The organism is Campylobacter volucris, from assembly GCF_008011665.1.
In the GTDB taxonomy this organism is placed as follows: Bacteria; Campylobacterota; Campylobacteria; order Campylobacterales; family Campylobacteraceae; genus Campylobacter_D; species Campylobacter_D volucris_A.
The window spans coordinates 97715-120933 of the sequence record NZ_VOWJ01000028.1 but is presented as its reverse complement, the minus strand read 5'-3'; the positions used below and the strand labels follow the sequence as shown (position 1 = coordinate 120933).

Here is a 23219-nt window from a genome sequence, read left to right as displayed (position 1 = left end):
TAAATAATATTTTCTCCTTTTAATTAAGAAAAATTTAATATATTTTAAATTAAATTTCGATTTAAATTTTAATTCAAAGGAGAATTTTTGGAATTTACAATACTTATCTTACTTGCAACTTCTATATTACTCATACTTATAAAACCTGAAAAAGAAAAGTTAATATTTGGAATTTTTCTATGCGGAGCTTGTTTAAACTGCTTGATGTATTTAATAGCAAGTTTTAATTCTATACTTCCTAGTGGAAATTGGTAAGGAGTAAAAATGAATACATATTTAAATAAAAATGATCAATACTTTTACCTATTTATGACCACTGCTATTTTGCTTATATTAGCCATACCAGTTGGATTTGCTAATATGTATTTGGGATATTTTCATAACGAATCACCTTGCACTCTTTGTTGGTTTGAGCGTATTGGTATGATTGTAATTGGTATTTTAGGAATGTTTATTTTACGATATGGTCCTCAGATTAAATACATAGTTTGTGTATTTTTATTTGCAGGATATGGAATTTACATGGGCGTGCGACACACAGCAAGCTGGTGGCAAAGAGATATTGGTATAGGTCTTGGAGATAAATTAGTTGGAGCTCATACTTATACTTGGGCTGTTGTGGTTTATTGGTGTGTTGTAGTTGTAATGGGACTTGCTTTACTTTTTATAAGAAAAAATAGCTCAATGATGCAAGATCTTTCAAGCGAAGAAATCAAAATAAAAAAATTAAACAAGTATTCTAAATTTGTTATTGTTATATCTTTTGTAGTAGTTTGTTCTAATGCATTTCAAGCTTTAATTATAAATGGTTTGCCTCCATATACAGGAAAATCAAACCCTGATCGTTTAACATTTGATATGAGTATCATGAGTAAAACTTGGACTACAGAAGTTTGGAGTAGGCTTGCTCATTTTGATTTATTTGGTAAAAATGTTCCTGAAGAAGTTTTCATTAAAGACTTAGTTGAGCCAAAAGATTTAACATTTGACAAAAATATCTCTAATGGAGCTTTTGAAATCACAAAAAACATACAAGCTTTAAATGAAAATTTCGAAATAAAAATACCAGAACTTCAAAAATATAAGCATATCAATGCTATTGTTTATGATAAGATCAACGATGAATTTGTTTTAATTTCAAATGAAATGGCGCTTGCTTACACAAAAGATTTTAACACAGCTACAAATTTTGCATTATTTGATAAAACAAATGGATATGATATGAGATATATTGTAGATGGAACTTTTGTTGGAGATAAAGTCATCATAGGAGCTTATAATAAAACATTTAGTGGCACTCAAAAAACTGACAAGCAAATTGATCCTATACTTGAATGGCAAACTTTTAAAGAAACTAGTGGAAATATATCTCCTGCGTTTTTTACGAAAAAAAATGATTGGTATGAACCATCAAGAAAATATATCTTAACCATTAGAGCAAAACAAAACTATGTCCATGCTTATGCAAATGATGGAGAGTATTTATATCTAATTTCAATACCAAATAAATTTAGTAAAAAACTCATTTTATCTTATGCTAGCACTAAAGATTATTTACTAAGTGGAGAAAAAGTTTTAAGTGTTGGAGATGATTTAAAGCTTAAAGAAAATAAAAATATCAATGATTATTATATAGTCGGAGCTGAGATAGTCAAAGATAAAATGCTTGCATTGAGTTTGCGTTATAATACCTTTCTTGTAATTGATTATAAAAACGCAAAAATCATTGATGCTTATGGCGTAGAAGGATTAGAAAATCCAAAATCCTTTACTATTAAAAATGACACACTTTATATACTCGATCGCACTAGTGATAAAAAAGATATCATAAGAACTTACAAAAATCCTTTATAACCCTGCTAAACATAGCAGGGCTAAAAAATTAATTATTTTAATAATATAAATTGTAATTTAAATTATAATTTATATAATTGAAAAAATTAAAAAAGGATTAATTATGCTTAAAATCATTTTATTTTTGTTTTTAATATTTGGAGTTTCTTATGCAGATAAGATAGATGATCTAGAAAATTCGTGTGATAATGGTAAAGCAAAAGCTTGCAGAGATTTAGCCTATATGTATGAAGAAGGGCGAGGTAAAGTTTATAAAATAAATACAAAGCCATTAAATTTTATAAAGAAGCTTGCGATAAAAACGATGCAACTGCTTGCAATAGATTAGGAGTTATTTATCGAGATGGTATTAATGTGAAAAAAAGCTATTTTAAAGCTAAAAAATACTTTGATAAAGCTTGTGATTTAGGTAATGATATGGGTTGTATTTGGGAAAGAAAGCTTCAAAAAGATAAAATCAAAGACATATTAGATGGCAAATAAATACAAACTATGCTTAAAAAATTTAAGCATAGTTATTTTTATTCTTAAGCTCTAAATTCAAATAACATCCTGTATAAGAACCACTTTTTTTATGATTTTTAGCTAATTCTTCTACACTTCCTTGTGCAATGACTTTACCACCTTTAACACCACCTTCTGGTCCCATATCTATAATATAATCAGCATTTTTAATCACATCTAAATTATGCTCTATCACAAATACACTATTTCCAAGATCTACCAAATGCTGCAAAACTAGAACAAGTTTATTTACATCTTCAAAATGAAGTCCCGTGGTAGGTTCGTCTAAAATATATAAAGTTTTTCCTGTATCGCTTCTACTTAATTCTTTGGCAAGTTTTACACGCTGAGCCTCACCACCACTTAAAGTAGTAGCATTTTGTCCTAAAGTGAGATAATCAAGTCCTACTTTTACTAAAGTATCTAGCTTTTGCTTTATTTTTGGCACAGCTTGAAAAAATTCACTTGCTTCTATGATGCTCATGTTTAAAACATCTGCTATACTTTTGCCTTTATATTTGATTTCCAAAGTTGCATCATTGTATCTTTTACCATTACAGACATCGCAAGTAACCATAACATCAGGTAAAAAATGCATTTCTATTTTAATCTCACCATCACCACTGCACTTTTCACATCTACCACCTTTGACATTAAATGAAAATCTACCTATTTTATACCCTCTCATTTTAGCTTCTTTAGTAGCTGCAAAAAGATTTCTAATTTCATCCATAACGCCTGTATAAGTTGCAGGATTTGACCTTGGAGTTCTTCCTATAGGACTTTGATCAAGATAAATTACCTTATCTAATTTTTCTAATCCTTCTATCTTAGCTCCATTTAGCTTTCTTACTTTTTTTGCACGATTTAGCTCTTCTTGAGCAAAAGGTAATAAAGTTTGTAAGATCAAAGAGCTTTTGCCACTACCTGAAACACCCGTAATAGCTACTAAATTTCGCAAAGGAAACTCTACACTTAAATTTTTAATATTATTAATGCTAACATCTTTTAAGCTTATAAAATCTTCTTGTTTTCTATGCTTTTGATGTGAAATTTGCTTTTTACCGCTCATATAAAGTGCTGTTTGACTTTTGCTTTTTAACAATTGTTTATAAGTGCCACTAAAAACCACTTCACCACCAAATTTACCCGCATTTGGGCCAATATCTACTATAAAATCTGCTTCTTCTATAGTCATTTTATCATGCTCAACTACGATTAAGGTATTACCTTTTTGTTGTAAATTTCTTAAAGTTTTTATGAGTTTTTGAGTATCTCTTTCATGAAGACCGATACTTGGTTCATCTAAAACATACATCACCCCACTTAAACCACTACCAATTTGCGATGCAATCCGAATTCTTTGAGCTTCCCCGCCACTAATAGTCCTAGCATCTCTTCCTAAAGACAAATACCCAAGCCCTACATCATAAAGAAAAAATAATCTTTCATTAATTTCTTTAAAAATAGGCTTAGCAATCATTTGCTCTTGCTCACTTAAATAATTAAAATTTTCTTTCTTAGAAAAAAAAGCTGTGGTATTTTCTATGCTCATATCTAAAATATCACCTAAATTTTTATCTGCTACTTTTACAGCTAAACTTTCAGCTCTCAAACGATGACCATTGCAATCTTTGCAAATTTTTTCACTCATATACTCGCTTAAATCTTTATCATCTTTTAACATTTCATAAGCATATTTTACTACACCTTCAAATTTGCGGTTTAACTTATGTCTTTTCCATAAAAAATTAATCTCTTTAGCATTTCCATAAAGCACTAAACGCTTTTCATCTTCATTTAACTCACTATAAGGAATTTTAACTCTAATATCATTTTGCTCACAAAATGCCATTAAAAATTTATAATAATAACTTTTATTAAATCCATAAAGTAATTTTATAGCACCATTTTCTAAGCTTAAATCTTCATTAATTAATTTTTTCATATCCAAAGAATAACGAATCCCAAGTCCATCACAAGAGCTACAAGCTCCTTTTGGAGAATTAAAAGAAAAGCTCAAAGGCTCAAGCAACGGAAAAGAAATTTTACAATCAAAACAAGCATTATGCTCACTATAATGAAAATGTTTTGGAAGATCAAATTCTTCATTGTTAATCACTTCTATTTCAATCTCTCCAAAACTCTCGTTTAAACCCTTTTCAACATCATTAGCAAGCCTTGCTAGCATATCATCTTGTATTTGAAGCCTATCAATGACTAATTTTATAGTGTGTTTTTTAGTTTTAGCTAATTGAATTTCTTCATCTAATCTAGTTAAAACCCCATCAATTTGAGCTCTAATATAACCTTTACTAACCAAATTTTCTAATAAATCAGCAAAACTTCCTTTTTTTTCTTTTATCAAAGGAGCATAAATGATAATCTTAGCTCCTTGTGGAAGTTTTAAAATCTCACCTACAATATCTGCACCGCTCATAGATGAAATTTTTTGCCCACATTGATGACAATGTTGAGTGCCAATTCTTGCATATAAAAGTCTTAAATAGTCATAAATTTCAGTAATGGTTCCAACCGTTGATCTAGGATTTTTTGAAGTAGTTTTTTGATCTATGGCAATAGCTGGTGTTAAACCTTCTATCTTATCAACATTAGGCTTGCCGACTTTGTCTAAAAATTGTCTAGCATATGCGCTTAAACTTTCTATATAACGGCGTTGGCCTTCTGCATAAAGTGTACCAAAGGCTAAAGTGGATTTACCACTGCCGCTAAGTCCTGTAAAAACTATAAGTTTATTTTTTGGAATTTCTAAATTAATATTTTTTAAATTATTTTCCTTAGCACCAATGATACTTATCTTGTCATTATTCATCAAATCCCTTTAATTTTATACATATTTTTTGGCAAAATATTCCATAAATTCACTTAATTTTTTAACCTTTTCAAAGCTAATGGAATTATAAATACTAGCGCGAATTCCACCTAAAATTTTATGTCCTTTAAGCCCTATCATACCATTTTCTTCTGCTTCTTTTACAAAGATTGGCTCTAAATTTTTATCATGAGCTATATTAAAACTTACATTCATTAAAGATCTATCTTCTTTTTTAGCATGTCCTTTATAAAAACCATTGCTCTCATCTATAATCTTATATAAAAGCTGTGCTTTTTTGATATTTTGCTCATTGATTTTATCTAAACCACCTTGGTTTAAAAGCCATTTCATCTCAAGATTAAACATATATATGGCAAAAGTTGCAGGAGTATTAAATAAAGAATGATTTTCAGAATATACACTATATTTTAACATACTAGGTATATTTTTATTTTTACTACGCTCTATCATATCTTTGCGGATAAATGCACATGCAAGTCCTGAAATTCCAGCATTTTTTTGCACACCACCAAAAAGCATAGCTATATTTGAAAAATCAATTTTTTTAGAGAAAAAATCACTTGAAGCATCGATGATTAAAGGACTTTTAGTTTTAGGATATTTTTTATATTGGGTACCATATATGGTATTATTAGAGCATATATAAGCATAATCAGCATCATCACTAAATGTAAAATCAGGTATATGATCAAACAAACTCTCTTCGCTACTTGCTACTATTTTTGTATTTACTCCTAAAATTTGAGCTTCTTTAATGGCTTTTTTTGTCCAAATACCAGTGTTTGCAAATTCACACACTCCACCTAAATTTAAATTCATAGGAATCATAGCAAATTGCAAACTTGCTCCACCTTGAAAAAATAAAACTTCATAATCATCATTTAGCTCATATAGCTTTTTTGCCATTTGCATAGCTTCAAAATGAACTTCTTCAAAAATTTTTCCCCTATGAGATATTTCCATGATGGAAAAACCTTTGCCATGATAATCAAACAAATGCTCCTTGGCTTCTTGTAAAACCTCATCGGGTAAATTAGAAGGTCCTGCGCTAAAATTCATCACTCTCATTTTTTCTCCTTATAGCATTTTTGCTTCTTTAGTTTCATCTATAGAGCAAAGTTTTACGATATCTCCTTGTTTTAAATCTTTCAAAGAAATGTTTTTTTCATCTTTTTGAAGATTAATTAAATTTTTGCTTTTTTGAAAGAAATTTTCATGTTGCTTTAAAAGCTCTTCAAAATTTTTAAGCTGATTTTGACAAGATAAAATTTTCATTTTCATAAAACTATACAGCTGATCTTTAAACATTTTAAGCTGTTGTTTTTTTAATTCAAAAATACTTTCTAAAGATTTGGCTTTGACTAAATCTTGCAAATGAACTAAATTATTTTCTTGTAGTTTTATGAAATTTGAAATTTGAAATTTGAATTTCATTTCAATTTCATCGAGTTTTTGCTCTAAAGCTATCTTAGAAGGAAAAATCATATCAATAGCTGCACTTGGAGTGGGTGCTCTTAAATCTGCAACAAAATCACTAATAACATAATCAATCTCATGACCAATAGCAGATACAACCGGAGTTTTTAAAGTATAAATTTTTCTTGCTAATTCTTCATCATTAAAACAAAATAAATCTTCTCTACTTCCACCACCCCTTGCTAAAACAATCACATCAAAACCACAACTATCTGCTTTTTGCAATGTATCAATCAAAGAAGCAGGAGCATTTAAACCTTGAGTTAAACTATTAAAAATACTTATTTTACAAAGATTATATTCTTTTTGTTTGATAAGCTTTAACATATCTTGCAATGCTGCTGAAGTTAAAGAAGTAACAATTGCAACCTTTTTAGGATATAAATTGACAGTTTTTTTAGTGCTTTTATCAAACAAACCTTCTTTTTCAAGTTTTTCTTTTAAAGCTAAAAATTTAGCTTCTAAATCACCAAGGCTTGTTTTTTGCATACTTTTGGCTATAAATTGATACTTCCCGCTAGCTTCATATAAACTCACATAGCCCCTTAAATCAAGCATATCTCCAACTTGAGGCTTTGGTGATACAAATTGATTAAAACCTTTAAATATCACACAAGCTATGCTTGATTTTTCATCTTTTAAATCAAAATACCAATGCCCTGAACCATGTATAGTTATTTTAGAAATTTCACCACTTAATTCTATGTCTTCAAAATGGCATTCTAATAAGCTTTTAGCTTTTAAATTTAATTCTGAAACTTTCATTTTTTTCTTGCAATAAACATAGAGCAAACACCAAAACTAAAGCTTTTATACTCTAACATTTGAAAATCTTCACTTAATTCATTAATAAAATCTTCTTTGCTTAAAAAATCATCAATAGAATTAGGTAAATACTCATAAGCACTATAATTTTTACTAATAAAACCACCAATTTTTGGCAAAATATTTTTTAGATAAAAATCTCTACAAGTTGTGATAAAACCACCTTGTTCTCTTTTAGTAAATTCAAGCACAAGCAAAATTCCATCTTTTTTCAATACCCTTGAAAATTCTTTAATCGCTTCTTTTCTATCTACAACATTGCGAATTCCATAACTAATACTTATAATATCTGCACTTTGACTTTCTAAAGGTAATTCTTGGGCTTTAGCTTGAATAAAACTTGCATTTAAAATCTTTTTTTTAGCCACTTCAAGCATACCCGCACTTGGATCAACCCCTTTAATACTAGAAATTTCTTTTTGAGCTTTTTTTGCTTGATTTTGCCATTCTATTATCATATCGCCTGTTCCACAAGCTATATCAACAATATCTAATTTATATTTAGAATATTTAAAAACACTCAAGCAAGCTTTTTTTCGCCAACTCACATCAGTGCCAAAACTCAAAATTCTATTAGCCTTATCATAAGTTGGAGCTATATCATCAAACATTTGGACAATTTTTTCTTGCTTTTGCATTTTTTTCCTATCTTGATTTTAATATTTTTGTTTTCTAATGTTTATTTTTAAAAATATTTTGCATTTTTTAAGGTCTGTTTTTTTAAAAACATATGAAAAATGCTTAAATAAAAATTTTATTTTATCAAATTCTATAAAATTCTCTAAAGATTTTTTAGGTATTTTTTCCAACCCTAACATTTGTTTTTCTAAAAGCAAAGCAATAGCTTGTTTTAAATTTAATTCATTGTTTTGCTTGAAAAAATCACTATTATCTTTTAAAATAATTTCTATATTTAAAAATAAATTTTTGCTATTTTTACAATGAAGCAAATCAACACATTGTTTAAAATTTACTTCATCTTTATGAAGATCAATTTTAGCTTTTAAATCACATAAATCTTCTTGCAATTTTTTTTGTATATCTTGTTCAAATATATTGTCAAAAACTAAAAAAAATATATTAATTTGATACAAAGCCTTATAAAGCTTTTTAAATTTTTTAAAAGTAGTTTTTTCTAAAAAAATATTTTTTCGATTTTGAAACTTTTTAAATAATTTAAAAAGCAAAATTTTAAAAGCAATGAAACTTGGGATACAAGAAGGAAAAAATAATTTTATCTTATAATTTTTATCTAGTTTTTTTATATAATCATCATAAGTAAGAATTTTAAAAGTTTTTTTATTAAAAATTATTTTTTGTGGATTATCTAAAATTTCTATCATTTTTAAACTATAAAAATAAAGACGCTTAATGCGTCTTAAAATATATTATTTGCTTTTACAAAATTTACATCCATTGACATGAGCAAAAACTCCAAGATAATCAATGATATTTCCAATTTTTTTCTCAAGTTTTTCTTGATAGGTTTGTAATCCACTCTCTTCATATCGTATATCTTCTATGTGATTACATTTGCTGCATATTACATGGATATGAGGGTATTCATAAATATCATAGCAAGTTTTTTGATTTGGGGTATTAATCTCTACAACCAAACCTTGTTCTTTTAAAGTATTAAGATTTTTATAAACTGTAGCTAAAGAAATAGATGGATATTCTTCTTTAATACTTTCATACAAAGAATCAATATTTGGATGCTCATGGCGTTTTAAAATTTTAAGAATACAAAGTCTTTGCGGAGTAGCTTTTAAATCACAGTCTTTAAGCATTTGCATAAGTTCCATTTATAACTCCTAATAATTTTATTTATCTTTAGTATAACGACTTTTTTATAAAAAAATTATTATATTAAAAGATATTTTTTATCCTTTAATAAGTTTTAATTTTTTCACATAAAGATTTAACATCAAGCCTTAAGTGTTTTTGCACTACATCTGTCTTACCATGGGTGATAAAATAATCTTCATATTCAAAACTAACAACTTTGATATGATTTAATCCTTCTTTTTGTAAAAAATTCATAATCAAACTTCCAACTCCGCCAATCTTAGCACTATCTGAAAAAATAAACCAAATTTTGGTATTTTTAGCAAATTCTTTTAAAAGCTCTTCATCTAATGGTTTAGCAAATATAAGATCAACCAAATTTGCATAATCTTGACCAAGTTCATCTAAAACTAATTTTGCCCTTGCTACACCTTGTCCAAATCCTAAAAAAACTTTATCGCTTTGATTTTCTATTAAAATTTGAGCCTTAGCAAGTTGAATTTTTTTTGCTTGAAATTCATTATTTAAAATAAAATTGCCTCTAGGATAACGAAAAGCAAAAATACCTTGATGAAAATAAGCATATTCCATCATTTTTTCCATCATTACCTCATCCCTTGGAGCAGCTATGGATACATTTGGTATGGCACTTAAAAAGCTTATATCAAAAACACCTTGATGAGTTTCTCCATCTTCGCCTACAATTCCAGCTCTATCCATAGCAATAACTACATTTAAATTCATAATCGCACAATCATGAATCACTTGATCATAAGCTCTTTGCATAAAAGTGCTATAAATTGCTATGAAAGGCTTAAAACCTTCTTTTGCCATAGCAGCCATAGAAGTAACTGCATGTTGTTCTGCAATTGCAACATCCCAAAAACGCTCAGGATATTTTTCTATAAGTTTATCAAGCCCTGTTCCACTAGGCATAGCAGCAGTTACCCCTACTATATTTTCATATTTTTGAGCTAAATTTAATAAAGTATTGGCAAAAATTTCGGTAGCACTTTTTTTATTTACACCTTGCTTTAAACTTTCACCACTATTAACATCAAAAGCGCTCACGCCGTGCCATTTTGCATTTTTTCCTTCAGCAAGTACATAACCTTTACCTTTGATGGTTTGCGCATGAACAATACAGGGCTTTTGCATAGCTTTTGCTTGATTTAAAGCATTAATTATTTCACCAATATCATGTCCATCAATTGGTCCGATATATTCAAGCCCTAATTCCTCAAAAAAAAGTCCAGGAGTAATTAGTCTTAAACTTTCTTCAAAACGCTTAGCCATATAAGAAGCACCTTGAGGAAAATATTCTAAAATATTTTCAATGCGTTTTTTAAATTTTTGATAAAACTGCGTAGCCATAGCTTGAGAAAGATATTTTGATATAGCACCAATTGGTTTTGAAATGCTCATTTCATTATCATTTAAAATGATAACACAAGGATATTCTCTATCTCCTAGCTCATTTAAAGCTTCATAAGCCATACCAGCACTTAAAGCTCCATCTCCAATTAAAACAACAGGCAAACGATCTTCATTTTTTAATCTTATAGCCTTACATGCTCCAACTGCTAAAGAAACAGAAGTGCTAGAATGTCCTGCAACAAAATAATCACCCTCATCAGGCTTTGTATAGCCACTTAGGCCATTAAATTGTCTTAAAGTATGAAAAATATCATATTTTTTATTTAAAAGCTTATGAGGATAAGATTGGTGTGAAACATCAAAAATAAATGGATCTTTATCAACATCAAAAACATAATGCATCCCAATGCTAAGCTCTACTACTCCCAAATTTGAGCTTAAATGTCCGCCATTTTTACTTACTGTATCAATAATGATTTTACGCAAAGAAGAAGCTAAATTTTCTAGCTCTTTTATGCTCATTTGTTTGATATTTAAATGTTCAAAATCTATCATTCATTTGCCATATTTTTGATTTTTTGCAAACGAGAATTAAGGTTTGATTCTATATTACCTGCGTCACTAAGTACTAAAATACTACCTTTATTTATGGCATCATCTACACTAAATTTAATATTATCACTTTGTAAATGTTCTTTTACATAGTCAAAATCATAAGGATTTAATTTTAATTCTATTTTAGTAGCATTTTTAAGTTCATTCATTAACTCCTTTGCTAAATTCAAAGCAATAGCAGAAGAATTTTTTTCTAATTCTTTAGCAATAACTTCTTTAGCAATAACTACAGCTGTATCTGCAAGTTCATTTTCATTTTTAAGTAAAAAATTATTTAAAGTTTCAATGGTATTTTCTAATTTTTCTACACTTTTTAGATATTTTTCTTTTAAATTTGCAAGCTCATCTTCAAAAGCTTTTTGGGCTTCATCATAACCTTCTTTAGTGTATTTTTCTTTAGCATGCTCAAGCTCACTAGTTAAGCGATTGTTAAATTCTGCTTCTTGACTTTCTATTTGCATTTGCAGTTTAATGATGTTTCCAGACATTTCATCGGTTTTTTTAAGCAAATCTTCTACAAAATCAGGTTGGATTTGTGGAGTTGGAGCTTGATTAGTGTTTTCATCTTCTTGGATTGGATTAACTTGCGAAGTGTTGGGCTCGATGGTAGTTTTTTGAGGAGTTTGAATTTCTTCACTTGGTTTAGCTTCTTCATTAGAAGACATTTCGCTCATTACTTTAAAGTGATAATTTTCAACTACATGATTAGTTATATTAGCACTTGAAATCACATTGGTTAATTTTGCCATACTCTTACTCTATCATCTCATCTGCCTCACCCACTTGGATAAGACCTTGTTCAGCTAATTTTTGCACCACTTCAACAACTTTTCTTTGTGCTTCTTCCACATCTTTTACACGCACAGCACCCAAAAAACCCATCTCTTCAACAAAAGCTTCGGCAGCACGCGTAGACATATTTGCCATAAATTTTTGTTTTAAATCCTCGCTTGCTCCTTTTAAACCTATCATCAAATCACGCTTATCAGCAGCTTTTAGAACTTCTCTTATTGCATTAGTGCTAAGTTGAGAAATATCATCAAATGTAAACATTAAATCTTTAATAGTAGTTGCAAGTTTTTCATCACTTTGTTCAATATAAGTAAGAGTTGTCTTTGAAGCTTTTTGTCCTAGGCGGTTGAGCACTTCAGCAACTGCTCTTGGACCACCAACTTCAACTTTATAAGAGGTAAGACTTTCAAGTTTGCTTTCAAGCACAGCAGATACTCTTTTGATAATTGATGGTGAAATATCTCCAAGATTTGCCATTCTAATTACCACTTCAGCTCTTAATTCATCACTAAAATACTCTAAAGTTTCAGCAGCTTGAGTAGTATCCATATGTGCTAAAATCAAAGCAATGGTTTGAGGATGCTCTTTGATAATGAAATCTGCAAGTTGTTGAGGCTTGATTTGAGAAAGATAAGCAAAATTTTGATTATTTTCCATACTTTTGGTAAGTTTTTCCAAAATTTTACCTGCAATCTCAGGACCAAAAGTTCTAAATAAAATTTCTTTTGCATATTCCAAACCACCACTTTTAAGGTATTGGTTAGATTGAAGCAAGGTATAAAATTCTTCAAGAACTGCAGTAGCAACAGGCTTATCTACATTTTTTGCTAAAGCGATATAACGAGAAATTTCAGTAATAACATTTATATCCATATGAGAAAATAAAACAGTAGTTACATCTTCTCCAAGTTGAATCAAAAATATAGCAACCTTTTCTGGCATAGAAAGGTCATCATAGACCATTTTTTGTTCTTCACTGAGCTTTATCATTAGATATCCTTCTCACCAAATTCTGCATCATTTTCAACGAGTTTTTGCAAAAGCAAAGCAACCTCTTCGCTTTTTTCATTTGCAACCCCTCTTAGTTTTTCAAGCAATACATCATATTGCAATGCATCCTCATCAAAACTATCACCAAAACCAAGCTGTTCTTCGACTTTTTTACGCGCAGCATTGAATTTTTCAATAGCATCTTCAGCATCATCGATAACTTGGCCATCTTTGCCTTCCATTTCTTCTTCAAGTTTGATATCTGCAAGCATTTTTTGTGAAAATGGCACGATAACTTTTTTGTAAAAAATGAAAAGTAAAATCGCTGCAAAAACATACTTAACAGGTGGAATAAATGGCTCAACAAATCTATTATAAAATGTTTGAACTTTATCTTCAACCTTAGCAGTTTTGTGAAATTCTAAATTATCTACCTCAACCGCATCACCCCTTGCAAGATTAAACCCTATAGCGCCTTTAGTTAAATTTTCAATCGCTTGAATTTCTCTTTCACTTAAAGGAACATACTCATTAGTAATATTACCTTGATCATCAGTAATAACCTTGTATTTACCATCTACCACAACTGCAGCTGAAATTCTTTTAATGGTTGCAAATTGTTTGGTGGTATTAGTAACTTTTTTTGAAATCTCATTATTTGTTGTAGTTTGTTTTTTACTATAAACCTCGCGTGCACCATTATTATCTAAACCTTCTACTGGACCTATATTTGAAACAGCTCCTGGCACACCTTGAATTTCTTTTTCTTTAAAACCTTCTCTGTGTTCTTCTAAAGTTTGCTCACCGCGTATAACTGTATTTGGATCAAAAACTTCACTTTGTGATTGTTCCTTAGAAAAATCATAATCAATACTTACCTTAGCAACAACCCTATCATAACCACCTGCAAAAGGAGCAATAGCTGCTATAATTTTTTGCTCTAACTCATATTCTTGATCTCTTTTATATTTAATCTGAGCCGCAATCAAATCATCTGCAAACCCCTCTTCATCATCAAGTGGAATGCCTTTTTGGTCTGTAATTTTTACATTTTCAGGAGTAAGCTTTGTAACTGAAGAAGAAATTAAATTTTTAATTCCCATAATTTGCTTTTTATTAAGCTTTAAACCATCTTTTACAGTCAAGGTAACTGAAGCCGTTGGTGGAACTTGTTGTTGAGTGAAAAGTGTATCTTTTGCAAAAGCAATATGCACGGTTGCACTATGAATAGGCTCTAAACTTTCTATAGTCCTAGCAAGCTCACCTTCTAAAGCTCTTTGATATTTTACTTTTTGCTCTGCTTCTGTTGCACCAAATTCTTGCTTGTCAAAAAGTTCAAAACCCACTTTATTATCTTTTGGCAATAGCCCAGCTGAAGCTACTGCTAAACGCTGTTTATAAACTTGGTCATTTGGAACCAAAATAGTTCCTTCATTACGCAAAATATATGGAACGCCATTTTTCTCAAGCTGGGCTACAATCATCGCTGAATCACTAGTATTTGCATTTTCAAACAATACTGAATATCCAGCATCATTAGCTACACTTGAACCACTTCTAAATAGAGTTAAAAAAACTAAAAATCCAACTACAACTACAATAGATGCAGCAATAATAATGCGTTGTCTTAGACTTAAATTTTGATAAAGCTGACCGACTTGGTGCAGCATAGTTTTATAATCCATTTAATCCCTATAAATTAAAAAAATTTAGAAAACTCTTCAAAAAATCTTGAATTTTCGTATTCTGTACCTATACTTATACGCACAGCATTTAAACCATAACTTTGTAAATTTCTTATTATTATACCTTTTTTAAGCAATTTTTCAGATAAATCTGTACTATTTTTTTCATCAAAAAAATATGTAATAAAATTTGTATAACTTTCTATATATGAAATTTTATTTTTTTTAGCAAAATCTTCGAATAATTTCATTTGTAAAAAATTATTTTTTAAAGTTTTAAAAATAAATTCTTTATCATCTAAAGCAGCGTATGCGGCTTTAAGACTTAAATTAGTGACATTAAAAGGTGCTCTTAATTTATAAAAAGTATCAATGATTTCTTTACAAGCTATACCATAGCCAATTCTCATACCACCTAAACCATAAAGCTTTGAAAAGGTTCCTAAATAAACAACATTAGTAAATTTATTAATAAGCTCTTGCGGATTAATATGTTTATTTTTATCCTTAAAACTTGCAAATTCATTATATGCTCCATCGATTACAACTAAACAATCCTCATCAATTTTTTCTATAAATTCAAACACTTGTGTTTTATCTAAACATTCTCCTAAAGGATTATTAGGTAAGCATAAAAAAATCACTTTGATATCATTTTTGTATTTTTGATAAAGCTCATATAGTTCATCTATATTATGAGTAAGACTTTGAGTTTTATAAACTTTTACACCTAGTTGCTTTGCATATATTTCATACATTGCAAAACTAACACCACATTGCAAATAAGCTTTATTATGATCAAGTTTAGCATGGATGGCATATTCTATGATTTGATCACTACCACTACCTATAATGATATTTTCTTTTTGAACCTTGAATTTATCTGCTAAAGCTTGTTTTAACTCACTCATAGTATCATCAGGATAAAGATATGCTAAATGAGCATTGTTTATGATTGCTTCTTTAGCTTTTAGACTTACTCCATAAGGATTTTCATTGCTTGCTAATTTAATAACTTCTTTTAGGCCAAATTCTTTTGCAATTAACTCTATATCTTTTCCACTCTCATAAGTTTTAATATTTTTTAAAAAAGGATTAAATTCCACTATCTTCCCCTGATAAATATGAACCCAACCATTGGATATAATCAGCCTTTTTGATTACTCTTTGAACATTTTCATCATCAATATGTCCTTCAAAGTCTATATAAAAACTATGGATAAATTCTCTTGTTTTGATAGGACGAGATTCTAATTTTGTAAGATTAATCCCTTCTTTTTTAAATTCATAAAGTAAATCACTAAGTCCTCCTGGCTTATGCGCAGTATGAGCTAAAATAGAAGTTTTGCAATTAGTCATTTTAGGAAGTGTTATATCGCTAAGTATTAAAAATCTTGTGCGATTTGCTAAATTATCTTCAATCCTTTCAAATAAAACTGGAACATTATAAAGCTTAGCTGCTATTTTTGAACAAATTGCAGCTGATTGTGTATCTTGCGAAGCTAAATAGGCAGCATTAGCTGTTGATTTACTTGCGATAAATTCCACCTCATTTAAATCATGACTTTCCAAAAAATTTTTACATTGGTTGTAGCCTTGCGGATGAGAGTAAATCCTTTTAATTTCTTTTAAATTTTCACTCATACTTATAAAAGAATGATGTATATCCATATAAAGTTCAGCAAAAATTTTCACCTCTTCATATTTACCTAAACAATCAAGCGTGACCCCAACTGCACCTGCTGTATTATTTTCTATAGGGACAACTCCATACTTTGCTTCTTTATGAGAAAGTTCTTTAAAAACATCTTCAATGGTTGCTAAAGCATTATAACGACTCATCGCTCCAAAACGACTTCTAGCAGCTTGATGAGTATAACTCCCTTCTGGCCCTAAATATGCAATGCTTTGAGGCATTTCTAAATTTCTTGAAACAGCAAAAATTTCTTGATAAATTGCTTCAATTGCATTTTGATCTAATAAACCATGATTATTATTTTTCAATCGATTTATAATCGCTCTTTCTCGCTCAGGTCTATAAATATGTCCACCTATATTTTGCTTAATTTCCCCTATATTTTTTACATAAAGCATTCTTTCATTAAGCAAATTTAAAATTTTATCATCTATATTATCAACTTTTAAGCGTAATGTTTCTATCTCTTTCATTTAAACCTCGATATATAATAATCTTTAATGCTATCATATACAAAATTTAATTTAGAAGTATCTATACCTTTTGTATTTGAAATTTTACCGCTTAAAACTAATGCTGTTTGCATACCTAGTTCATAAGCTCCAAGCAAATCTCCTTTGTAATCATCGCTAATTATCAATACATCTTTAAATTCCACATCAAGCTTTTGCATTTTTAATAATTTTAAAGCACTATAGTAAAAAGCCTTACTGGGTTTTCCTATGACAGCATAATCAAATTCATAACTATTTTTTAACATAGCCATGATACTACCAACACCTGGGTAAAGATGATTATTTTTTTTATAAATACTACCTTCATGCATAGCAATAGCTTTGATACCATTTTTTATATATTCAATCATTTTAGCAAAATCTTGAAATTTAAAATCATCATAACTTGCCACCAAAAAAGCTTGTGGATCATTAAAATCAAGCTCATAGCCTAATTCTTCCAAACTTTGTAAAAATTCCTTTGCTCCAAAAGCTGCGATTTTACATGGTTTTAAATAATCTTTTAAAACACAAAAAGGATCAATATAGCAATCTTTTTTAATCTCAAAGCCTAAATTTTGTAAATCATTTAAAAAATGAATTTTTTTAGTATTATTGGTAATGATAACATAGGCAATATTATTATCATTTAAGAATTTGATTAAATCTAAAGATCCTTGGATAGGACTTTTATCAGTATCTGATACTAAAGTTCCTTGAACATCTAAAAAAAGCATTTTAATCCTTTAAAAATTCAAGCTCCAAGGCAATTTGATCTTCATAACTTTCTCTTTTTCTGATTATCCTAACTTTACCATTTTCATAAGCTAATTCGCAAACTTTATTTCTAGTATTATAATTACTACTCATGCTAAAACCATAAGCACCTGCACTTTTTACTATTATCAAATCTCCAGACTTTGTACTTGGTAATTTTCTATTTTTTGCTAAAAAATCTCCACTTTCACAAATTCCACCCACTATATCACAAAAACTTTCATTTTCATGACTTTGAGTTAAAAGTTTTATCTCATGATAAGCTTCATATAAGCTTGGACGCAATAAATCATTCATCGCACCATCTACCACTACAAAACGCTTTGAGCTATTAAATTTTTCATATAAAACCTTTGTTACGAATTCTCCTGCATTTGCAACCAAAAATCTTCCAGGCTCCATACAAATACACATATCAAGACCTTGCAAACTAGCTAAAATTCCTTGTGCATAATCATATAAATTTGGCTCTTGTTCGTCTTTATAACAAACCCCAAGACCACCACCTATATCAAAAAATTTAAGATTTATTTTCAGCGCTAAAAGCTCTTTAACTAATTTTGCTACAATATTGGAAGCCTCGTGGATACTACTAATATCAAGGATTTGTGAGCCTATATGAAAATGCACTCCAACAGGTTCTAAAAATTTGGAATTTTTAGCATAAATATACATTTTTTTAGCATTTTCTATATCAACACCAAATTTATTTTCATGCAAACCTGTAGAAATATAAGGATGAGTTTTTGCATCTACATTTGGATTTACTCTTATACTAACCCTTGCAATTTTTTGAATTTTACTTGCAATTTGTTCTAGTAAAAGCATTTCAGCTTCACTTTCAAGATTAATATAAAGTATATTTTCCTTTAGTGCGTACTCAAGTTCATCAGCATTTTTACCTACTCCGCTAAAAATAATCTTATATTTTTTAGCTCCCGCTTTTAAAGCTCTATAAATTTCTCCAGCACTTACACAATCAAACCCACTATCTAAAGAAGCTAAAAATTTCAAAACACTTAAATTAGAATTTGCTTTTACTGCGTAAAAAATTTGAGATTTTCTAGCTTTAAAAGCATCTTTGAGCACATAAAAACGACTTTTAATTTTGTCAAAATCGTAAAGATAAAATGGAGTTTTATACTGCTTTGCTAATTCATAATAATCCATAAACAACCTTTTTATATTTATCTATTTTTAAAATAATAAAAACCACCTATCATTATTAAAATAAATATTGGCAACATTATACCGAGCTCTGGAGGTAAAATCTCATTTTCGCTTAATCTAGCAAGCAAAAATAACATCCCCCAAATTCCAAGCACAAATATAAAAAATACAAAAGCTAAAAAAGCAAGATTAAAAAACCTTGCAGTAATTGGAAAATAATAATAAATAATTAACATCAAAAAAGGAGCAAAAAATGGAATCAAAATCAAAGAATACAAGCTAGTTCTAAGAGCATTAGTAGAAATATTTTGTTTAGAAAATATCAAAATACTATCTAAAGCATCACTAATGGAATAAGAAGGATCGCTTTCTACTAAAGAAATACGCTCTAAAATTTTAGGGGAAAAATCTTGTAGCCCTTGAATGCTTTGAAAATCTTCTATCTTTAAACCTTCTTTAGAAACTATTAATTGCTCTGGAATAGTTATGGACTTAACTTCATTTAAATTCCAAAATTTTCCTTCAAAATGTGCATTTTTTGCTTGTAAGAGTTGCTTAATATTTAAATTATTAATATCAAAAATTTTTACATTGTATAAAGAATTAGCACTTGTTTTTTCTATATAAATAAATTTTTCATTATATTTGATTAAAACATCACCGCCTTCTTTAGACACAACACCTCTTTTAACTATATTGCTTTTATATTCATTTGCATAAGCAAAATGAGTGAAATTTAATCCAATATAAACAAAACAAAAAAACAAAGCCCATATAAATGGATAAAAAATCACTTGATTTTTACTTAAACCTAAAGCATACAAACTAACAAATTCATTAGATCTTATCATATTAAAAATACATAAAATCAATGCAAAAATTATAGCAAGAGGCAAAATATAAGAAATAGCTGAACAAGTTAAAAAAAAGATATAAAGTAATTCTAAATTAGCACTTTTTGGAATTTTATTAAAATTTACCAAAAAATCAATCGCTACAAAAAAAAATGTTAAAGAAAAAAATAATATAAAAAAAGATTTTAAATACAAAGATGAAATGTAGCGAAAAAAAATATTCATCATTTAACTTTTAAAGAATATTTTGAAGCAATTTGCTCTATATTAGACTCTAAAAGCTCAAATAAAGCTTTTTTAGAATGCTTTAAAACTTTATCTAAACTTTCTTTTTCATCAGCTTTAAATTTGCCTAAAACATGAGAAGCAACATCTGTATTTTTTCCAACACCAATACGAATTCTTTCATAATCATTAGAACATAATCGATCAATACTCTTAAGCCCATTATGACCTCCACTTGATCCACCTTTTTTAAATTTCAATGCTCCTAAATTTAAATCAATATCATCATGGATAATAATAATTCTTTGGCATTTATAAAAATCTTTAACAGCTCTTACACTTTCTCCAGAAAGATTCATATAAGTGGAAGGTTTTAAAAAAAGAGTAGAAGAGCTTTTAAAAAGCTCTCCTTTAAATTTAACATTAGAAATTTTAGTAGTTTCTAAATCTTTTATGAGCAAATCAATAAGCATAAAACCAACATTATGCCTAGTTTCTTCGTATTGTTCTCCTATATTACCAAGTCCTACGACTAAGGTCATTTTATCTTGCTTTTTCTACGCCAACTACAGCAACTCTATCAGCATCTACCATAGTTACACCTTCAGGCACAACTACATCACGGATTAACAGCGCATCACCAACATCGAGCTTTGTTACATCAAGCTCAAAATAATTTGGTAAATTTTCAACTGCACATTTTACTTTTAATCTTCTTTTAGATTGTATTAAAACACCTTTATTTTTAAGACCCATAGCAGTTCCAACTATCTTAACAGGAACCATATATTTAGAAATCACACCTTTTTGGGCTACTTTTAAATCAACATGTTTTAATTCAGCAGTTACAGGATCTTTTTGATAATCAACCACAACAACATTTAATATTTTATCTGCAACTTTCACATCAAAGGTTAAAGTAGTTTTTTTACGAACTTCTTTAATAAAATCATTTACTTTAAAAGCTGCGTGTATGTTTTCTAATCCTTTTCCATAGATGTTTGCGATTAGATAACCATCTCTTTTTAAAGCTTTGGCAGCTTTTCTACCGATACTCTCTCTAACGATACCTTCTAACATCTTTTTCCTTTCTAAAAAAATAAGCTGGTATTTTAACTAAATAACTTTATAAAGATTTTAAAATCTCTTCATAAGCTATGCAAAATTGCTCCAAACCATCATTTAATAAAATTTTACAACTCTTTTTCAACTCATCTTGTGAAATATTTGCTGATATTTTTTTCTCGATACATTCATCCTTTAAAGGTTCTTTAAAAATTAAATTTTTACCTTTAAAAGCATCTATAGCATCTAGTGGTGCTGTATTAATAGCTTTATCAAATAATAACTCTTTTATATAATAATCTTTTTCTAAATCATCACCTTTTACACCTGTACTTGCAAATAGGGCTCTAATATTGTCTTCATTTTGTTTTATGATGTATTTATAAGCTTTTGTCGCAGTTAAAATACCCATATAATTTTTATCTATAATTTGATTATTTAAAAGCCTATCAAAACGACTTACAAAAATACTAATAACCGCTTGTGGTTCTTTTCTGCCTGCAATATTATTTTTTCTAAATTCTTTTAGTCCCAAATTTAAAGCTTCAAAACATTTTTGAGTTTGTTCAAAGTCAAAAATCAAAGTAGCATTAACGCTAATACCATTTTTCATTAATTCTTGCATAACTTCATAAGAAGCTTCAGTGGCAGGAATTTTTATCATTACATTATCTTTTGAAATTTGAGTATATAATCTTTTTGCTTCAGCCAAAGACAAACTAGTGTTATCTTTTAATCTTGGATCAATTTCAATGCTAATAAAACCATCATTATTTTCATAAAAATTTAAAGAAAGTTTATCAGCAGCTTTTTTAATATCCTCAATAGCTAAACACTCATATAAAGATTTTTTATCTTTTATATTATAGATTTTAATTTTTTCTTTATAAATATTAGAATTTAAAATAGCGTTTTTAAAAATAGCTGGATTTGAAGTAGCACCATTGATTATATTTTGAGTGATTAAATTCATAAATTGATGATCCAAAAACTCATTTTCTATAAAATCACACCATAGAGAAAATTTTTTCATTTTACAACCTTTTTTATTTCCGTTAAATCTTTTTTATCAATACAAAAATCCGCATGTGATTTTAAAATTTCTTTAGCACAAAATGCTATTTTTAAACCACATTCATTAAACATAGCTATATCATTGGCTCCATCACCTACACACATTAGTTCTTGGATATTTAAATTTAAAATTGTTTTTAAATTTTGTAATATTTTGCCTTTGGAATCGCCAAACATAACTTCACCGCCAACCTTCCCACTTAAAACACCATCTTTATGATGTAGAAAATTGGCAAATGCCAAATCAAAATGAAGTTTTTTTTGCATCAATTTAATCCCCTCATGAAAACCGCCACTTAAAACAATAATTTTTATATTTTGTGATTTTAAATATTCAAAAAGTTCTATAGCGCCATTCATCAATGGTAAATTTTCAAAACATTTTTGTACTTGATTTAACGGCATCCCTTTGAGTAAAGCTACTCTTTCTAATAAGCTTTCAAAGAAATCAATCTCACCATTCATAGCTTTATCGGTAATACTCTTTATAGCATCACCGACATTATAAGCTTTTGCTAGTATATCAATACTTTCTGCATCTATTAAAGTGGAATCAAAATCAAAAGCACAAAGCTTTATCATTAAAACTCACGCTTTAATAAAGCTTCTGCTTTTAATATAGTAAGAATATTTTCTTCTCTTTTACCTATACCAAAAATCATTCCTTTTTCTTTTAATAAAGTTTCAGGTGGCGGATCAATTCTACTTCTGTGAATTTTGATAGCTTCTGTTAATCTATCAATCACAAATCCCGCATTACCCGCAGGGATTTGATTATCATTTGCGATGCCTTTTAAAACTATATATCTAGTTTGAGGGGTCATTTTTAAACTTCCTTGATTAAATCTTTTAGCAAGATCAATCAAAGGAATAACATTTCCCCTCATATTAAACACACCTAAAACATAATCAGGAACACTTGGAACCCTAGTATATTCTATAGGTTTAATAATTTCCTGGATATTAAGAATTGGAATAGCATATTCTTCATCTCCAACAACAAATCCAACAAGTTGAATAATATCCTCTTCTTTATCAATATCAGGTTCTGCAATTTGTGCTTGTTGTTTTTGCAAAACCTGGTTTAATTTATCATTCATC

24 protein-coding genes are annotated in these 23219 nt (G+C 28.8%); 4 read left to right on the top strand and 20 right to left on the bottom strand.

Annotated elements, in window-relative coordinates:
• Window positions 1-87 precede the first annotated feature (87 nt).
• From FPD38_RS08160 to FPD38_RS08325, 4 genes are all read left to right on the top strand, one after another.
• On the top strand, window positions 88-255 hold the full coding sequence (locus tag FPD38_RS08160; protein ID WP_165902308.1) for a hypothetical protein: 168 nt from the start codon (window positions 88-90) through the stop codon (window positions 253-255).
• A gap of 9 nt (window positions 256-264) precedes the next feature.
• A complete protein-coding gene (locus FPD38_RS05655) occupies window positions 265-1854 on the top strand; it encodes a disulfide bond formation protein B (RefSeq protein WP_147555767.1) in 1590 nt (529 codons plus the stop codon).
• Window positions 1855-1957: 103 nt separating this feature from the next.
• Window positions 1958-2182 (top strand): hypothetical protein, encoded by a 225-nt coding sequence (locus tag FPD38_RS05650; protein ID WP_147555766.1) that lies wholly within the window; start codon window positions 1958-1960, stop codon window positions 2180-2182.
• 26 nt (window positions 2183-2208) lie between these two features.
• Complete coding sequence (locus FPD38_RS08325; protein ID WP_261798303.1) at window positions 2209-2337, top strand: Sel1 repeat protein; 129 nt, start codon at window positions 2209-2211, stop codon at window positions 2335-2337.
• A gap of 22 nt (window positions 2338-2359) precedes the next feature.
• Here the strand turns inward: FPD38_RS08325 and uvrA are convergent, their stop codons facing one another.
• From uvrA to FPD38_RS05545, 20 genes are all read right to left on the bottom strand, one after another.
• Window positions 2360-5191, bottom strand: a complete 2832-nt coding sequence (uvrA, locus tag FPD38_RS05640) for an excinuclease ABC subunit UvrA (protein ID WP_147555764.1) — start codon at window positions 5189-5191, stop codon at window positions 2360-2362.
• Between the two features lie 15 nt (window positions 5192-5206).
• Window positions 5207-6283, bottom strand: coding sequence for a phosphoserine transaminase (gene serC, locus FPD38_RS05635; RefSeq protein WP_147555763.1), 1077 nt, complete (start codon window positions 6281-6283; stop codon window positions 5207-5209).
• Between the two features lie 9 nt (window positions 6284-6292).
• A complete protein-coding gene (gene xseA, locus FPD38_RS05630) occupies window positions 6293-7456 on the bottom strand; it encodes an exodeoxyribonuclease VII large subunit (RefSeq protein ID WP_147555762.1) in 1164 nt (387 codons plus the stop codon).
• The gene (ubiE, locus tag FPD38_RS05625) at window positions 7453-8154 is read right to left on the bottom strand and encodes a bifunctional demethylmenaquinone methyltransferase/2-methoxy-6-polyprenyl-1,4-benzoquinol methylase UbiE (protein ID WP_147555761.1); all 702 of its coding nucleotides are present in this window, start codon (window positions 8152-8154) and stop codon (window positions 7453-7455) included. The genes xseA and ubiE overlap by 4 nt, the downstream gene beginning before the upstream one ends.
• Before the next feature lie 18 nt (window positions 8155-8172).
• A complete protein-coding gene (locus FPD38_RS05620) occupies window positions 8173-8859 on the bottom strand; it encodes a hypothetical protein (RefSeq protein WP_147555760.1) in 687 nt (228 codons plus the stop codon).
• Between the two features lie 45 nt (window positions 8860-8904).
• Window positions 8905-9321, bottom strand: coding sequence for a peroxide-responsive transcriptional repressor PerR (gene perR / locus FPD38_RS05615; protein WP_147555759.1), 417 nt, complete (start codon window positions 9319-9321; stop codon window positions 8905-8907).
• A gap of 85 nt (window positions 9322-9406) precedes the next feature.
• A complete protein-coding gene (gene dxs, locus FPD38_RS05610) occupies window positions 9407-11236 on the bottom strand; it encodes a 1-deoxy-D-xylulose-5-phosphate synthase (protein ID WP_147555758.1) in 1830 nt (609 codons plus the stop codon).
• The gene (gene fliH, locus FPD38_RS05605) at window positions 11233-12045 is read right to left on the bottom strand and encodes a flagellar assembly protein FliH (RefSeq protein WP_147555757.1); all 813 of its coding nucleotides are present in this window, start codon (window positions 12043-12045) and stop codon (window positions 11233-11235) included. Before fliH ends, dxs begins: the two co-directional genes overlap by 4 nt.
• A 4-nt stretch (window positions 12046-12049) precedes the next feature.
• Window positions 12050-13078, bottom strand: a complete 1029-nt coding sequence (fliG, locus tag FPD38_RS05600; protein ID WP_039666038.1) for a flagellar motor switch protein FliG — start codon at window positions 13076-13078, stop codon at window positions 12050-12052.
• Window positions 13078-14763, bottom strand: a complete 1686-nt coding sequence (gene fliF / locus FPD38_RS05595) for a flagellar basal-body MS-ring/collar protein FliF (protein ID WP_147555756.1) — start codon at window positions 14761-14763, stop codon at window positions 13078-13080. The genes fliG and fliF overlap by 1 nt, the downstream gene beginning before the upstream one ends.
• Window positions 14764-14777: 14 nt before the next feature.
• Window positions 14778-15869, bottom strand: coding sequence for a histidinol-phosphate transaminase (hisC, locus tag FPD38_RS05590; protein WP_147555755.1), 1092 nt, complete (start codon window positions 15867-15869; stop codon window positions 14778-14780).
• The gene (pheA, locus tag FPD38_RS05585) at window positions 15859-16932 is read right to left on the bottom strand and encodes a prephenate dehydratase (protein WP_147555754.1); all 1074 of its coding nucleotides are present in this window, start codon (window positions 16930-16932) and stop codon (window positions 15859-15861) included. Before pheA ends, hisC begins: the two co-directional genes overlap by 11 nt.
• Window positions 16929-17690 (bottom strand): HAD-IIA family hydrolase, encoded by a 762-nt coding sequence (locus FPD38_RS05580; protein ID WP_147555753.1) that lies wholly within the window; start codon window positions 17688-17690, stop codon window positions 16929-16931. Before FPD38_RS05580 ends, pheA begins: the two co-directional genes overlap by 4 nt.
• A 1-nt stretch (window position 17691) precedes the next feature.
• Window positions 17692-18900, bottom strand: a complete 1209-nt coding sequence (lysA, locus tag FPD38_RS05575) for a diaminopimelate decarboxylase (RefSeq protein ID WP_147555752.1) — start codon at window positions 18898-18900, stop codon at window positions 17692-17694.
• A gap of 17 nt (window positions 18901-18917) precedes the next feature.
• A complete protein-coding gene (locus tag FPD38_RS05570) occupies window positions 18918-19979 on the bottom strand; it encodes an LptF/LptG family permease (protein ID WP_147555751.1) in 1062 nt (353 codons plus the stop codon).
• On the bottom strand, window positions 19979-20521 hold the full coding sequence (gene pth, locus FPD38_RS05565) for an aminoacyl-tRNA hydrolase (protein WP_147555750.1): 543 nt from the start codon (window positions 20519-20521) through the stop codon (window positions 19979-19981). The genes FPD38_RS05570 and pth overlap by 1 nt, the downstream gene beginning before the upstream one ends.
• A gap of 1 nt (window position 20522) precedes the next feature.
• Window positions 20523-21059: a 50S ribosomal protein L25/general stress protein Ctc gene (locus FPD38_RS05560; RefSeq protein WP_147555749.1), complete on the bottom strand. Its 537-nt coding sequence runs from the start codon at window positions 21057-21059 to the stop codon at window positions 20523-20525.
• A 46-nt stretch (window positions 21060-21105) separates the two neighbouring features.
• On the bottom strand, window positions 21106-22077 hold the full coding sequence (locus tag FPD38_RS05555) for a transaldolase (RefSeq protein WP_147555748.1): 972 nt from the start codon (window positions 22075-22077) through the stop codon (window positions 21106-21108).
• Complete coding sequence (serB, locus tag FPD38_RS05550) at window positions 22074-22700, bottom strand: phosphoserine phosphatase SerB (RefSeq protein WP_147555747.1); 627 nt, start codon at window positions 22698-22700, stop codon at window positions 22074-22076. The genes FPD38_RS05555 and serB overlap by 4 nt, the downstream gene beginning before the upstream one ends.
• Complete coding sequence (locus FPD38_RS05545) at window positions 22700-23218, bottom strand: chemotaxis protein CheW (protein WP_039666049.1); 519 nt, start codon at window positions 23216-23218, stop codon at window positions 22700-22702. The genes serB and FPD38_RS05545 overlap by 1 nt, the downstream gene beginning before the upstream one ends.
• Between the last annotated feature and the right edge of the window lies 1 nt (window position 23219).